Source organism: Curtobacterium sp. YC1, from assembly GCF_016267665.1.
GTDB lineage: Bacteria > Actinomycetota > Actinomycetes > Actinomycetales > Microbacteriaceae > Curtobacterium.
This window is the reverse complement of the sequence record NZ_CP066341.1, coordinates 143,749-157,331: the sequence shown is the minus strand read 5'-3', so window position 1 is coordinate 157,331 and position 13,583 is coordinate 143,749. Positions and strand designations below refer to the sequence as shown.

The following is a 13,583-nucleotide window of genomic DNA, read 5'->3' as shown; positions in this document are numbered from 1 at the left end:
ACGTCGTGTGACGGCTCGTCGGCGCGCAGGCGTCGAGGTCGTCGTTCGGACCCCCGAGTCGTCGTCCAGGCGTCGAGGTCCGCGTTCAGACGTCGAGGTCGTCGTCGTCGCCGGTCGGCCAGGGTCGGTCGTCGGTCGGGAGCACGCCGGGTACCGGGTGGCCGAAGGCGTCCTCGTCGTCGACGTCGATGTCGGGCTCGAGGCCGGGTGCGTCGACGTCGGGCTCGAGGCCGGGTGCATCGGCGTCGCCGACGCGGTCCGGCGGGGTGGCGGCCATGTGTGCCAGCCTCACACCGCCGGGTGAACGGAGGGTGACGTGTGCGCTACTCGGCGGAGGTCGGTGCGGGCGCCGGGAACCCGTGCTCACGCTCGAAGCGGGCGCGCTCCTCGGCCTCGACCTTGGCGTAGGCCGCTCGCTCGGTCCGGTCGGCACGCATGATCGCGCGCATCACGAACCAGAAGATGAGGCCGACGACGATGGTCGGCGTCAGGGCGAAGACGATCCCGCTCACGACTCCTTCAGGCACCCGGCCATCCTACCCGGGTGGAGCGTCGCCTACTTGACGAGCGGGAACAGGATCGTCTCGCGGATCCCGAGGCCGGTGATGGCCATGAGCAACCGGTCGATCCCCATGCCCATGCCGCCCGACGGGGGCATCGCGTGCTCGAGGGCCCGCAGGAACTCCTCGTCGACGCGCATCGCCTCGGGGTCGCCGCCGGCCGCGAGCTTCGCCTGCTCGACGAAGCGCTCGCGCTGCACCACCGGGTCGACGAGCTCCGAGTACGCCGTCGCCAGCTCGAAGCCGCGGATGTAGAGGTCCCACTTCTCGACGATGCCCGGACGGGTGCGGTGCTGCCGGGTGAGCGGCGAGGTGTCGACCGGGAAGTTCATGACGAAGGTCGGACGGTCGAGCGAGTCGATGACGAAGTGCTCCCAGAGCTCCTCGACGTACTTGCCGTGGGTCGCGTGGGCGACCTCGACGCCCTCGGCCTCGGCGAGCGCCTGCAGCTCGGACAGCGGGGTCTCCGGGGTGATCTCGCGCCCGGCGGCCTCGGACAGGGAGCCGTACATGTCGATGCGCGGCCACTCGCCACCCAGGTCGTAGGTGGTGCCGTCGGGCAGGGTGACCTCGAGCGCTCCACCGGTGACCGCGCGGGTGGCGTTCTGCACGAGCTCCTGCGTCAGGTCGGCCATCTGCTCGTAGTTGCCGTACGCCTGGTAGGCCTCGACCATCGCGAACTCGGGCGAGTGCGACGAGTCGGCGCCCTCGTTGCGGAAGTTCCGGTTGATCTCGAACACCCGGTCGATGCCGCCGACGACGGCGCGCTTCAGGAACAGCTCGGGCGCGATGCGCAGGAACAGCTCGGTGTCGAAGGCGTTCGAGTGCGTCACGAACGGACGGGCCGAGGCGCCGCCGTGCTGGGTCTGCAGCATCGGCGTCTCGACCTCGAGGTACTCGTGCGACGTGAAGGTCTGCCGGAGCGAGGCCATCACGGCGGCACGGGCGCGGACCGTCGCACGGGCCTCGTCGCGCACGATGAGGTCGAGGTACCGCTGGCGGACCCGGGTCTCCTCGTTCAGCTCGTTGTGCAGGTTCGGCAGGGGCAGGATCGCCTTCGCCGCCATGGCCCAGTCGTCGACCATGATGCTCAGCTCGCCACGACGCGAGGAGATCACCCGGCCGTGCACGAAGACGTGGTCGCCGAGGTCGACGAACTCCTTCCACCGGGCCAGCGACTCGTCGCCGACCTCGGCCAGCGACACCATCGCCTGGATGCGTGAGCCGTCACCCGACTGCAGGGACGCGAAGCAGAGCTTGCCGGTGTTGCGCGAGAACACGACACGACCCGCGATCCCGACGACGTCCTGCGTCTCCTCGCCGGTCTCCAGGTGCTCGTACTGCGCCCGCACGGCCGGGATCGTCGTGGTGATCGGCAGCTCGGCCGGGTACGCGTCGACACCCGACTCCAGGAGCTTCGCGCGCTTGTCGAGCCGGACCTGTCGCTGCTCGCTGGTCTCCTGCTCGGCCAGTGCGGCGTCGGCGATCGCGGTGTCGGGGGTGACGGTCTCGTCGGTCATGCGGGTGCGGCTCCGATGGTCGTGGGGGTCGGGGGAAATGCTACCCGCGCCCGACACCCGCACCCGAACGGCGGTCCCGGCCACCTACAGCGTCGACTGCCCGTCGGCCGCCGTCAGCGCGTTGTCGACGGCCGAGCGCACGAGCGCACCGAGGACCCGGCCGGGGTGCTCCACCCCGATCCCGGAGAGCGTGCCCGCCGACTGGTCGACGATCGCCGTCGAGAAGCTCACCGCTGCCCGCACGGCGTCGGCGTAGGCGGGCCGGTCCCCCTCGGCGACGACGAACGGCTCGGCACCCATCTCGACCACGAGCGCCTGGGCGATCGGCAGCACGGGTGCCGGAGCGGTCACCGCGCAGTAGGCGTCACGGAGTCGGGACAGGTCGACGCTCGTACCGGTGAACGCCATGGCCGGGTGGATCGCCAGCGGGATCGCCCCGGCGGCCATCGCGGGGGCGAGGATGCCGACACCGTGGTCCGGACTGGTGTGCACGACGAGCTGCCCGGGCTGCCAGATGCCGGCGTCGGCCAGGCCCTGCACCAGGGACGCGAGCTGGTCGTCCGGCACGGCGAGCAGCACGAGTTCGCTCCGCTCGACCAGGTCCGGCGTCGCGAGGACGGGTGCTCCGGGCAGCATCGCCTCGGCGCGGTCGCGACCCTCGTCCGACACGGCGGTCACGCCGACGACGGCGTGTTCCGCGTTGGCGAGCGCTGCACCGAGCACCGGACCCACCCGCCCGGCACCGACGACGCCGACACCGAGCCGCCCCGCCCTCACCGCGCGGCTCCCGTGGGCGGGACGTCGCCCCATCCCGGACCGGGAGGCACGGCACCGGCCGCGCGATCGTCGCCCGGTACGGCGGGTGCACCGGGCCCGGGAGGCACGGCGCCGGCCGCGCGCTCCTCGTTCGGCCCGGCAGGGGCACCGGACCCGGGCACAGGCTCGCCCGCAGGCCGCGTCGCGACCGCGGGGCGGGCCTCCCGTTCGCGCCAGCGGTGGGTCGTGTCGACGGCCGCCGCCTCGACCGCGCGGTGCGCCGTCTCGGCCCACAGCCGCTGCGCGTCCCGCGCGTCGAGCGCGCCCACGCGCGCGGAGACCGGCCCCGCGACGGTGTGCACGTGCACGGCCGCGAGCCGCAGGGCGCGCTCGAGCGGTCCCTGCTCCACCTTGACGCTCTGCACCCGGGGCAGCGGCACGATGACCAGCGACCGCCACACGGCCCCGAGCCGGAGCAGCACCGCGCCCTGCACGAACCTGTACCCGTTGCGCCGGAAGGCGAACGGCCGCAGCCAGGCGGCACGGCGGGGCGAGTGCACGAAGCCGCCGCGGTCGCCCGAGGTGGTGAGGCTGTCGTCGACGACGTTGACGGCCTCGGCCGAGCCCTCGCGCAGGGCCTCCTGCGATGCCTCCGGACCGGCGACGACGGTGCCGACCAGGCCGGGCAGGATGATGTCGAGGACCTCGCGGACGTCGGCGGCGGTGCCGACCGGCAGGATGATCGACGACACCTGCTGGTTGCTCGACGCGGCACCGGTGGCGCTCGTCGCGCGGTTGATGCGGATGTCCCACCAGCCGAACGGCCGCCACAGCAGGGGCTGCGCGACGCTGACGGCGTGGATGCGCCCCGGCGGCAGCGTCTCGTTCGAGGTCGAGACGAGGCCGTAGCCGATCCGGATGCCGTCGCGGGTCTCGGCGATCGTGTACTGCAGCGAGCGCGAGAACTTGCGGATGTAGTAGCCGCCGGCGCCGATCACGGCGGGGAAGAGCCCGAACAGGAACCCGTACTCGCCGGTGAGCGCGACGCTGACGATCATCGCCGCCACGACCAGCAGGATGAACAGCGTCGTGCCGGACAGCAGCATCGAGGCGATGAGTCGACCGGGGCGCACCTTGACGATCCGGGTGGCGTGCACGGCCGCCGGGTCGAGCTCGGGCGAGAACATCTCGTCGACGCGGTCCTGCAGCGCGCCGTTCGAGCGGCGTGCCGTGCCGTCGTGGGCGTCGTCGTCCTTCGCGCCGGACGCCAGCACCAGGATCCGCTGGCGCAGGTCGTCGGCGGCCCGGGCCCCGAGGTAGGCGAGCTGGACGTTGGCGTCGTTGCCGGCCTGCGCGATCTCGAGCTTGGCGGTGCCGAACACGCGGGGCACGAGCGGCCGCTGGATGTTGATGCCCTGGATGCGGTCGAGCCGGGCCTTGCGGTGGTTCCGGAACAGCACGCCGGACCGCACCTCGACGATCTCGCCGGTGACCCGGAACTCGTGCATCCGCCACGACAGGTAGAACAGCCCGATCAGCACGACGAGGAACACCGCGATGCCGAGCAGGACCCAGCCGACCGCCCCGTGCTCGTACACGTACCGGACGGGGTCGCCGTCCTCCTGCTGCTTGCCTGGGATGAAGAACTCGACGAGCTGGTCACGCAGGCTGTTCAGCACGTAGCCGAGGATGACGATGAGGAAGATCCCGCCCTTGAGCAGCGGGGTGAGCGGGTGCAGGCGGTGCCACTCGCCGTCGGTCAGGGGCGCTGCTGCGGCCGCGTCGCCCCGGGTGGGCGGTGCGGGCGGCGGGGTACCGGGTCGGAAGGTCACGGACGATCCCTACAGCCCGGCGCGACGGGACTCGGCGAGTTCGACGAGTCGATCGCGCAGCTCGTCGGCGTCGGCGGCGGGCACGCCGGGGATGCGCACGTTGGTAGCGGCCGCCGCGGTGACGAACTTCAGCTCGCTCATCCCCAGCGCGCGGTCCAGGGGGCCGCGGGCGACGTCGACCAGCTGCATCCGCCCGTAGGGGACGGCCGTGAACCGCTGCCACATCAGCCCGCGCCGCACGACCAGGTCGTCGTCGCGCAACGCGTACCCGATCGCGCGGACCCGGCGCGGGGTCAGCGCAGCCGTCACGGCGGTGACGACGGCGACGACGACCCCGACGGCGATCCAGATCGTGCCGGCGGGGGAACCGAAGCCGTCGTTCGCGACGCCGATGAGCACGCACCCGGCGGTGATCACGACCCCGATGAGGAGCGTGGTGACGAGCTCGGTCCAGACGAGCTTGGCGGACACCCGGTGCCAGTGGATCCCGCCGAGGCCGAGGCCCGGCTCGTCGAGTCGTTCACGCGGCATCGCGGGCCTCCTGGGTGTGCGGTCAGTGGACCGTGGTCGTGCCGCCCCGCGGGTCGTCGCGGTCGTCGTCGTCACCCGGGGGTGCGATGCACATGCGCTCCGCCACGAGTGCGCAGACCGTCAGGACGATCCCACCCCCGACGGCGATGACGTTCGGCAGGGTCGAGCCTAGCGAAGGCGTCACCGACCGGGTCAGCAGGTACGCGACGAGGCCGAGGGCGAACCCGCCGAACAGGGTGCCGCAGATGCTCGACGCCTTCGCGAGCACCACGACCCGGGTGGCGTACAGGGGGTCGACGGGCCGCTGTCGTCCTGCGCCCTCGCGTGCGTGCCGTCGGACCGGGCGGGCCATGAGCACGACGGCGACGCCGATGAACGCCAGCGTCACGCCGAGCGGGACGGACAGGATCAGCGTGGGTGCCGGGCGCGACGCCAGGACGGCGTCGAGCGCGAAGCCCGCCACCGCCGTCACGACGGCGATGCTGATGAGCGTGGAGGCGCGGGTGGGCTTCATGCGGTCGTCGTGCTCCCCGCCGGACGGGAGGCCCGGCTCGGCTCGTCGAACAGGCGCGGCTCGTCGACGCGCTCGGTGTCGTCCCCGACTGCGGTCAGCAGGTCGGCCACCGGTCCGGCGCCGGGCAGCACGGCCGCGGGGTCGGCGTCGAGCCACGGCGCGAGCACGAACGCGCGCTCAGCTGCCCGGGGGTGCGGGACGGTCAGGGTGTCCGTGTCGATCCGCTGGTCGTCGACGGCGACGACGTCGAGGTCGAGGGTGCGGTCGCCCCACCGGACCTGGCGCGTCCGGCCGTGGTCGTCCTCGATGCCGTGCAGCGCGTCGAGGAACGCCTGCGGTTCCAGCTCGGTGTCCACGATGACGACGGCGTTCCGGTAGCGGGGCTTCGACGCGTCGGGCCCGTCGAGCGTCACGGCGACGGACTCGACCTCGCGGCTCGAGGTCACCGGCTCGACACCGGGCAGCGCGGCGATCGCGGCCGCGGCGGCGCGCAGGGTGCTCCCCCGGTCGCCGAGGTTCGCGCCGAGCGCGACGACGACCCGGCGGGTCACGCAGCGCTCCCGTCCGCGACCGAGTCGACACGGCTGCGGCGGATGGTGATCGACACGTCGGTGAACGGTACGGTGATCGGCGCCTGCGGCTTGTGCACGGTGACCTCGGTCGCCAGGGCCGCGCCGTGGGTCAGCACGACGGCGGCGATGCGCTCGGCGAGCGTCTCGATCAGGTCGACGGGGTCCCGCTCGATCTCGGCGACGACCTGCTCGGCGAGCACGCCGTAGTGCACCGTGGCATCGAGGTCGTCGGAGCCCGAGGCCGCGCGGGCGTCGAGCTCCACGGCGACGTCGACGACGAAGTCCTGGCCGTCGGCGCGCTCGTGGTCGAACACACCGTGGTGTCCACGGGCTCGGACCCCCGTCAGGCGGATGGTGTCGTTCACGATCGAGCTGCCCTCCAGGCGTCCCATACGTCGAGCACGGCACGGGTCGGTGCCGGGTCGTGCACGCGCACGCCCCACGCGCCGCGTTCGGCGGCGAGCAGGCTGATGGCGGCGGTGGCGAGGTCGCGCTCCTTCGGCGGGGCACCCTCGGGGCTGCCGACGCCGTCGAGGAAGCGCTTGCGCGAGGCGGCGACGAGCACCGGCAGGCCGATCGAGGCGAACCGCTCGTAGCCGGCCAGGATCTCCCAGTTCTGCACACCGTGCTTGGCGAAGCCGAGGCCCGGGTCGATCACGACCTGCTCCTGCCGGACGCCGAGCACGATGAGTTCGGCGACCCGGAGTTCGACCTCGCGCCGGACCTCCTCGACCGCGTGGGTGTACTCGGCGTTGCGGTACATCCGGTCGCTGTGGCCGCGCCAGTGCATGACGACGAACCCGACCCCGGTGGACGCCACGACCCGGGCCATGTCCGGGTCGGCGAGTCCACCGGAGACGTCGTTGACGATCGCGGCGCCGAGTTCGACGGCGCGCTCCGCGGTGGCGGCGTTCATGGTGTCGACGCTGACCGGGATGCCCTCGGCGACGAGCTGCTGCACGACGGGCAGCACCCGCTCCTGCTCGACGGGGACCGGGACGCGCTCGGACCCGGGGCGGGTCGACTCCCCGCCCACGTCGATCAGGTCGGCACCGGCGGCCACCAGGTCCCTCGCGTGCTGCACGGCGGCGTCGTAGGCCTGGTGCAGCCCCCCGTCGCTGAACGAGTCGGGGGTGACGTTGAGGATGCCGAGCACCCGGGTGCGGTCGTCGGCCGGACCACCGCGGTCCCGACGACGACCGGTCACGACCTCCGGCACCGGCTGGGGTGCACGGAGGTCGATCGCGACCGTCGGCGGTTCGGCGGCGACGGCGCGGGCGCGACGCACCTCGGCGAGTCGGCGCTCTCGTCGCGTCGGCTGGTCCGTCATGCCGGCCTACGCGGGGGCGATACCGGGGTTGCCGAACGGACGACGGCGGGGCTTCGATGCCGACTCGGAGTCCGACGTCTCCGCCGCCGTCGAGGCAGCCTGTCCGGGAACACCGATGGCGGGCAGGTTGCTCACCGGGCGCTTGTCGCTGGAGAGCCACTGCGGGCGCTCCGGCAGCTTGCGGACGTCCTTGAAGATCTCGACGAGCTCCGGGGCGTCGAGCGTCTCCTTCTCGAGCAGCTCACCGGCCAGGCGGTCGAGGATGTCGCGGTTGTCGTTGAGCACCTGGTAGGCCTCGTCGTGCGCCTGCTCGAGCAACGCACGGGTCTCGGCGTCGACGGTCTCGGCGATGTTCTCCGAGTAGTCCCGGCCGGTCCCACCGCTCATGTCGCGACCGACGAACGGCTCGCTCGACCCGGAGCCGAGCTTGACGGACCCGACGGCACGGCTCATGCCGTACTCGGTGACCATCTTGCGCGCGGTGCCCGTGGCCTTCTCGATGTCGTTCGAGGCACCGGTGGTCGGGTCGTGGAACACGATCTCCTCGGCGACGCGACCACCCATGGCGTAGGTCAGCTGGTCGAGCAGCTCGTTGCGGGTGACCGAGTACTTGTCCTCGAGGGGCAGGACCATCGTGTAGCCGAGGGCACGGCCGCGCGGCAGGATCGTGATCTTCGTCACCGGGTCGGTGTGCCGCATCGCCGCCGCCGCCAGGGCGTGCCCACCCTCGTGGTAGGCGGTGATCAGGCGCTCCTGGTCGGACATCACGCGGGTCCGGCGCTGCGGGCCCGCCATGACGCGGTCGACGGCCTCGTCGAGGGCGCGGTTGTCGATGAGCTGCGCGTTCGACCGTGCGGTCAGCAGCGCGGCCTCGTTCAGGACGTTCGCCAGGTCGGCGCCGGTGAAGCCCGGCGTCTTGCGGGCGAGCAGCTCGAGGTCGACGCTCGCGGCGAGCGGCTTGCCCTTCGCGTGCACCTCGAGGATCTGCTTGCGGCCGGCCAGGCTCGGGGCGTCGACGCCGATCTGGCGGTCGAAGCGGCCCGGGCGCAGCAGCGCGGGGTCGAGCACGTCGGGGCGGTTCGTCGCCGCGATGAGGATGACGTTCGTCTTGCCGTCGAAGCCGTCCATCTCGACGAGCAGCTGGTTCAGCGTCTGCTCACGCTCGTCGTTGCCGCCGCCGATGCCGGCGCCACGGTGACGACCGACCGCGTCGATCTCGTCGATGAACACGATGGCCGGCGAGTTCGCCTTGGCCTGCTCGAACAGGTCGCGGACACGGCTCGCACCGACACCGACGAACATCTCGACGAAGTCCGAACCGGAGATCGAGTAGAACGGCACGCCTGCCTCGCCGGCGACGGCGCGGGCGAGCAGGGTCTTGCCGGTGCCGGGCGGGCCGTACAGCAGCACGCCCTTCGGGATCTTGGCGCCGACGGCCTGGAACTTCGCCGGCTCCTTGAGGAACTCCTTGATCTCGTGGAGTTCCTCGATCGCCTCGTCGGAGCCCGCGACGTCGGCGAACGACACCTGCGGGTTCTCCTTGTTGTTGATCTTCGCCTTCGACTTGCCGAACTGCATGACCTTCGAGCCGCCGCCCTGGGCGCTCGACAGCAGGAACCAGAACAGGGCACCGATGATCAGGAACGGCAGCAGGATGCCGAGCAGCGACAGGAACCAGTTGCCCTGCGACACGTGGTCGTTGTAGCCCTTCGGCAGGTCGGCGCTGTTGACGGCGTTGATGACCTCTTCGCCGCGCGGCGTGGAGTAGTAGAACTGCTCCTGCTTGCCGCCGTCCTTCAGGGTGAGGTCGACGCGCTGCTCGGTGGAGTTCACCACCGCGGACGACACCTTGTCGTCGGACAGCAGCTCGAGGCCCTTCTGGGTGTCGATCTCTTGCGTGTTCGCCTGCGCGAGGAAGCTCCAGCCGATGAGGATGCCGGCCAGCGCGATCAACACGTAGAGGTACGGGCCGCGGAAGATGCGCTTGAAGTTCATGTGATCCGGGCGCGATCGCCCGACACCTTTCTCTGCCGAAGTTGCGTGCTGATCAGCATACGGCCGCGATTCTGTGGCGAGAATGGGTGTCCTCTGCGGGCGAACTCACCGCCGGACACGAGTCCGCCGAGCGCAGCCTGCGCCGGCGGACGCGCTGGTCGGGGCCCGTCAGGAGTAGACGTGCGGGGCGAGGACGCCGACGCCGCGCAGGTTGCGGTAGCGCTCGTCGTAGTCCAGGCCGTACCCCACCACGAAGGCGTCCGGGATGTCGAAGCCGACGTACTTCACGTCGACCTCGACCTTGGCGGCTTCGGGCTTGCGGAGCAGGGCGACGATCTCGACGCTCGCGGCACCGCGGGACTGCAGGTTCTGCTTGAGCCACGACAGCGTCAGACCAGAGTCGATGATGTCCTCGACGATGAGGACGTCGCGCCCGTGCAGGTCGGTGTCGAGGTCCTTGAGGATCCGCACCACGCCGGACGACTTCGTGCCGGAGCCGTAGGAGGACACGGCCATCCAGTCCATCCGCGCCTGCATCTTCAGGTGCCGCGAGAAGTCCGCCATCACCATGACGGCGCCCTTCAAGACACCGACGAGCAGCGGGTCGCGCCCCGCGTAGTCGGCGTCGACGACCGCCGCGAGCTCGGCGAGCTTCTCGTCGATCTGCTCGGGGGTGAAGAGGACTTCGGACAGGTCTGCCTGGACGTCGGAGAGTTCCACCGGTCCAGCCTAACCGGCGCTGAACGACAGGCGGTCACCGGATCGCGATGCCCGGACCCCCGGCAGGTCGATCGGCCCCTGCCCCCGCCAGTCGGTGACGAGTCGGCAGACCTCGAGCGTCTGCACACGCGTCAGCGTCACCCCGAACTCGCTCGCGACGGCCAGCCGGACGAGCCGCTGGCGCAGCGCCGGCGGGTTCGCCCCGAGCGCCCGCACCGACAGCGAGATACCCGCCTCGGAGTGCTCGGCGATGTCCTCGGCGAGCTCCTCGGCGAAGTGGTCGAGTGCCGCGGAGTCCTCGCGCAGCTGGTCGGCGGTGCGGGCCAGGGCCTCCTGGACCCCGGGACCGAGCTCCCGTTCGAGCGCGGGCACCAGGGTGTTCCGCACCCGCACCCGCGCGTACGCCGGGTCGTCGTTCTGCGGGTCGTGCCACGGCGCGAGGCCCGCCGCCGCGCACGCATGCCGGGTCGTGTGCCGACGCACGGCGAGCAGCGGCCGGCCGTAGGCCGGACCGTCGTCACGCCGCGCGAGCGGGAGCATGCCGGACAGGCTGTCCGGGCCGCTGCCGCGCAGCAGGCCGAGCAGCACCGTCTCGGCCTGGTCGTCGAGCGTGTGCCCGAACAGCACCAGGGGCGACCCGGTGGCGGCCGCGACCTCGGCGATCGCCGCGTGCCGGGCCTCCCGGGCGGCGCCCTCCGGACCGCCGTCGGAGCCGACCATGACCCGGCGGACCGTCACCGGGTCGAGTCCCAGCTCGGATGCCTGCCGGGAGGCGCGGATCGCGACCGCCTCGGAGCCCGCCTGGAGCGCGTGGTCGACGACCACCGCTCCGGCGCGCAGTCCCTGCTTGCCGGCCTCGAACGCGGTGGCCGCGGCGAGCGCGAGCGAGTCGGCCCCGCCGCTCAGGGCCACCAGCACCAGGTCGCCGTCCGCGACGAGCCGCTGGTCGCGGGCGTCGGCGAGCAGGTCGCGCACCGCACGGCGGGTGTCGGCGACCGCGGGATCCAGCCGGGGGCGCGGAGAGTTCACCCGGTAACGTTAGCCGCGCTCTCGGGACCACCGACAGCCCCACGACACACCCACCGACACACCAGGAGTGCAGACATGGCCGCGTACGACGTCGTCGTCGAGATCCCCAAGGGCAGCCGCAACAAGTACGAGGTGGACCACGAAACCGGTCGCGTGTACCTCGACCGCGTGCTGTTCACGTCGTTCGTCTACCCCACCGACTACGGCTTCTTCGAGAAGACCCTGGCCGACGACGGCGACCCCGTGGACGCCCTGCTGCTGCTCGAGTTCCCGACGTTCCCCGGTGTCGGCGTGAAGGTCCGCCCGGTCGGCGTCTTCAAGATGAGCGACGAGGCCGGCAACGACGAGAAGGTCCTCGTCGTCCCCGCCAAGGACCCGCGCTGGGCGCACATCCAGGACATCTCGGACGTGCCGGAGCAGACCAAGGCCGAGATCGCGCACTTCTTCGAGCGCTACAAGGACCTCGAGCCGAACAAGTGGGTCAAGGCCGAGGGCTGGGGCGACGCCGCCGAGGCCGAGCGCATCGTGCAGGCCGGCCAGGCCGCGTACGTGCCCGGCTCGCACTGACGCTTCGTCCGTCCGTCCGTTCCGGACAGTGGATCGCGCCCCCGTGCGGTCGTTGCACCCCGAATCCTCGGGGCGCGATGACCGCGCGGGGGCGCGTTCTCGTTCGTGGGTGTGACGTCTACAGGGCGCCGGTCGGGCGGGCCACGTAGGGCAGGAGCTGGCTCGGGGTCCAGACGGCACGCTCGACCACGCCGACGCCCGGACGTGCTGCCTCGACCATCATCCCGTTGCCGGTGTAGATCGAGTCGTGGTAACCGCCTGATGCGGTTCCGTTCGACGAGTAGAACAGGATGTCGCCGGGCTGGCGCTGCGAGAGCGGGACGAGGCGGCCGATCGAGCTGAAGTGGTTGTACTGCCAGACCACGTTGTGCCCACCGGTCGAGACGCCCTGCGAGTTGTAGGCCATCATCACCAGGCCGGAGCAGTCCCACGTGTTCGGGCCGGCGCCGCCGAGGACGTACGGCTTGCCGAGCTGTCCGCGGGCGTAGGAGATCGCGCCGGCGGCCTTCGAGGGGCTGCTCGGCACGGCGGGCTTCGGGGCCGGAGCGGGGGCAGGGGCCGGCTTGGGCGTGCTGGGCTTCGGGGTGCTCGGCTTCGGCGCGCTGGGCTGCGGGGCGCTGGGCCGTGGCGCGCTCGGCTGCGACGGGGCCGCCGGAGTGTCGGGTCGGGACGGGGTGGCCGGTGCGTCGTCGGAGCCGCCGCGGTCCCCACCGCCGCTGCTGCTGCCTCCGTTGCCGGTGCCGCCGGTGCCGCCGCCGGTTCCCGCACCGCCGGTGCCGGCACCGTCGCTGCTGCCCGCGCCGCCGCCGCTGCCCGCGCTGCCGCCGCCGGTCGTGCTCGGGCCCGACTGTCGGGCCAGGGCGGCCTCGGCAGCCTTCGCCTGCTGGGCGTTCCAGTACGCCGTCTCCGTCGCGACGCTCGTGCCCTTGAGGTAGGCGAGCTGGCGGAGGACCTCGTCCTGCTGCTCCTGCTCCTCCTGCACCCGGGCCTGCGCGTCGGCGGAGACGTCGTTCGCGGTGGCGAAGGCGGTCTTCGTCGCCTCGGTGGCGTCGTCGAGGGCCCGCTCGGCGGCGGACTGCTGGGCGGCCAGGGACTCGACCGTCTTCTGGTCGGCACGGGCCTCGGCGAGGATCCTGGCCGACCGCTCGGACAGGTGCGACATCGTGCCGACCCGGTACAGCAGGTCACCGGAGTCCGACGAGTCCACGAGCATCGACGTGGACAGGTCGCCGCCGCCCGTGCGCGACAGCTCGACGACCAGGCCGGCCACCTGCCCGGCGGAGTCGTCCGCGCGCCCCTCGGCCCGCTCCGACTGCGCGGTCAGGTCGGCGAGGGTGTCCTTCGCCTCCTGCTGCTGCGAGGCGGCCAGCGCGTACGCCTGCCCGGCCTGCTGCTCCGCGATGCCCGCCTGGTCCGCGGCGTCCTGCAGCGCTGCGAGCCGGTCGCTCAGCTCGTCGACGGTCTGCTGGGCGTCGGCGGCGTCTGACTTCGCGGCCTTGACGTCGTCCCACGACGGGGTCGACGGAGCCGCCTGGGCCGGGCCGGCGATGACGACGGACAGGCCGAAGCCGAGCACGGCGATGGTGGCGATCCCGCAGGAGAGCGAGCGTGTGGACGTGGTCATGACGTGGATCGGAGCCTCTCGGACGCGCTGGTG

At 72.2% G+C, this 13,583-nt stretch carries 15 protein-coding genes; 1 reads left to right on the top strand and 14 read right to left on the bottom strand.

Annotated features, from left to right (window positions below):
• Positions 1 to 85: 85 nt before the first annotated feature.
• The 13 genes from I8920_RS00835 to tilS form a co-directional block, all read right to left on the bottom strand.
• Positions 86 to 277 (bottom strand): hypothetical protein, encoded by a 192-nt coding sequence (locus tag I8920_RS00835; protein WP_198657327.1) that lies wholly within the window; start codon positions 275 to 277, stop codon positions 86 to 88.
• 46 nt (positions 278 to 323) lie between these two features.
• On the bottom strand, positions 324 to 527 hold the full coding sequence (locus I8920_RS00830; protein WP_198657326.1) for a hypothetical protein: 204 nt from the start codon (positions 525 to 527) through the stop codon (positions 324 to 326).
• A gap of 29 nt (positions 528 to 556) precedes the next feature.
• The gene (gene lysS, locus I8920_RS00825) at positions 557 to 2,080 is read right to left on the bottom strand and encodes a lysine--tRNA ligase (protein ID WP_198657325.1); all 1,524 of its coding nucleotides are present in this window, start codon (positions 2,078 to 2,080) and stop codon (positions 557 to 559) included.
• 84 nt (positions 2,081 to 2,164) lie between these two features.
• Positions 2,165 to 2,890 carry a Rossmann-like and DUF2520 domain-containing protein gene (locus I8920_RS00820; protein ID WP_198657324.1) on the bottom strand — a complete coding sequence of 242 codons (726 nt, stop codon included), beginning with the start codon at positions 2,888 to 2,890 and terminating at the stop codon, positions 2,165 to 2,167.
• Positions 2,854 to 4,668: a PH domain-containing protein gene (locus I8920_RS16250; RefSeq protein WP_198657323.1), complete on the bottom strand. Its 1,815-nt coding sequence runs from the start codon at positions 4,666 to 4,668 to the stop codon at positions 2,854 to 2,856. The genes I8920_RS00820 and I8920_RS16250 overlap by 37 nt, the downstream gene beginning before the upstream one ends.
• Before the next feature lie 9 nt (positions 4,669 to 4,677).
• Positions 4,678 to 5,199 (bottom strand): PH domain-containing protein, encoded by a 522-nt coding sequence (locus I8920_RS00810; RefSeq protein ID WP_198657322.1) that lies wholly within the window; start codon positions 5,197 to 5,199, stop codon positions 4,678 to 4,680.
• Positions 5,200 to 5,221: 22 nt separating this feature from the next.
• A complete protein-coding gene (locus tag I8920_RS00805; RefSeq protein ID WP_198657321.1) occupies positions 5,222 to 5,713 on the bottom strand; it encodes a DUF3180 domain-containing protein in 492 nt (163 codons plus the stop codon).
• Entirely contained in the window at positions 5,710 to 6,264 is a 555-nt protein-coding gene (folK, locus tag I8920_RS00800; protein WP_198657320.1) for a 2-amino-4-hydroxy-6-hydroxymethyldihydropteridine diphosphokinase, read from the bottom strand. Before folK ends, I8920_RS00805 begins: the two co-directional genes overlap by 4 nt.
• Positions 6,261 to 6,650 (bottom strand): dihydroneopterin aldolase, encoded by a 390-nt coding sequence (gene folB, locus I8920_RS00795; protein WP_232832772.1) that lies wholly within the window; start codon positions 6,648 to 6,650, stop codon positions 6,261 to 6,263. The genes folK and folB overlap by 4 nt, the downstream gene beginning before the upstream one ends.
• Positions 6,647 to 7,615 carry a dihydropteroate synthase gene (folP, locus tag I8920_RS00790; protein ID WP_198657318.1) on the bottom strand — a complete coding sequence of 323 codons (969 nt, stop codon included), beginning with the start codon at positions 7,613 to 7,615 and terminating at the stop codon, positions 6,647 to 6,649. The genes folB and folP overlap by 4 nt, the downstream gene beginning before the upstream one ends.
• A 6-nt stretch (positions 7,616 to 7,621) precedes the next feature.
• The gene (gene ftsH / locus I8920_RS00785; protein WP_198657317.1) at positions 7,622 to 9,610 is read right to left on the bottom strand and encodes an ATP-dependent zinc metalloprotease FtsH; all 1,989 of its coding nucleotides are present in this window, start codon (positions 9,608 to 9,610) and stop codon (positions 7,622 to 7,624) included.
• Positions 9,611 to 9,778: 168 nt separating this feature from the next.
• Entirely contained in the window at positions 9,779 to 10,330 is a 552-nt protein-coding gene (gene hpt, locus I8920_RS00780; RefSeq protein ID WP_017887686.1) for a hypoxanthine phosphoribosyltransferase, read from the bottom strand.
• A gap of 9 nt (positions 10,331 to 10,339) precedes the next feature.
• Positions 10,340 to 11,359, bottom strand: coding sequence for a tRNA lysidine(34) synthetase TilS (gene tilS, locus I8920_RS00775; RefSeq protein WP_198657316.1), 1,020 nt, complete (start codon positions 11,357 to 11,359; stop codon positions 10,340 to 10,342).
• 75 nt (positions 11,360 to 11,434) lie between these two features.
• Between tilS and I8920_RS00770 the strand changes: the two genes are divergently transcribed.
• Positions 11,435 to 11,926, top strand: a complete 492-nt coding sequence (locus tag I8920_RS00770) for an inorganic diphosphatase (protein ID WP_027467055.1) — start codon at positions 11,435 to 11,437, stop codon at positions 11,924 to 11,926.
• 118 nt (positions 11,927 to 12,044) lie between these two features.
• Here I8920_RS00770 and I8920_RS00765 read toward each other — a convergent pair whose 3' ends face one another.
• On the bottom strand, positions 12,045 to 13,550 hold the full coding sequence (locus I8920_RS00765) for a C40 family peptidase (protein ID WP_198657315.1): 1,506 nt from the start codon (positions 13,548 to 13,550) through the stop codon (positions 12,045 to 12,047).
• Between the last annotated feature and the right edge of the window lie 33 nt (positions 13,551 to 13,583).

Excerpts from the sequence above, each read along its gene's own strand:
- ftsH (WP_198657317.1), bottom strand. The coding sequence starts at position 9,610 with ATGAACTTCAAGCGCATCTTCCGCGGCCCGTACCTCTACGTGTTGATC.
- lysS (WP_198657325.1), bottom strand. The coding sequence starts at position 2,080 with ATGACCGACGAGACCGTCACCCCCGACACCGCGATCGCCGACGCCGCA.
- I8920_RS00810 (WP_198657322.1), bottom strand. The coding sequence starts at position 5,199 with ATGCCGCGTGAACGACTCGACGAGCCGGGCCTCGGCCTCGGCGGGATC.
- I8920_RS00820 (WP_198657324.1), bottom strand. The coding sequence starts at position 2,890 with ATGGGGCGACGTCCCGCCCACGGGAGCCGCGCGGTGAGGGCGGGGCGG.
- folP (WP_198657318.1), bottom strand. The coding sequence starts at position 7,615 with ATGACGGACCAGCCGACGCGACGAGAGCGCCGACTCGCCGAGGTGCGT.
- I8920_RS00770 (WP_027467055.1), top strand. The coding sequence starts at position 11,435 with ATGGCCGCGTACGACGTCGTCGTCGAGATCCCCAAGGGCAGCCGCAAC.
- I8920_RS00805 (WP_198657321.1), bottom strand. The coding sequence starts at position 5,713 with ATGAAGCCCACCCGCGCCTCCACGCTCATCAGCATCGCCGTCGTGACG.
- I8920_RS00765 (WP_198657315.1), bottom strand. The coding sequence starts at position 13,550 with ATGACCACGTCCACACGCTCGCTCTCCTGCGGGATCGCCACCATCGCC.
- I8920_RS00835 (WP_198657327.1), bottom strand. The coding sequence starts at position 277 with ATGGCCGCCACCCCGCCGGACCGCGTCGGCGACGCCGATGCACCCGGC.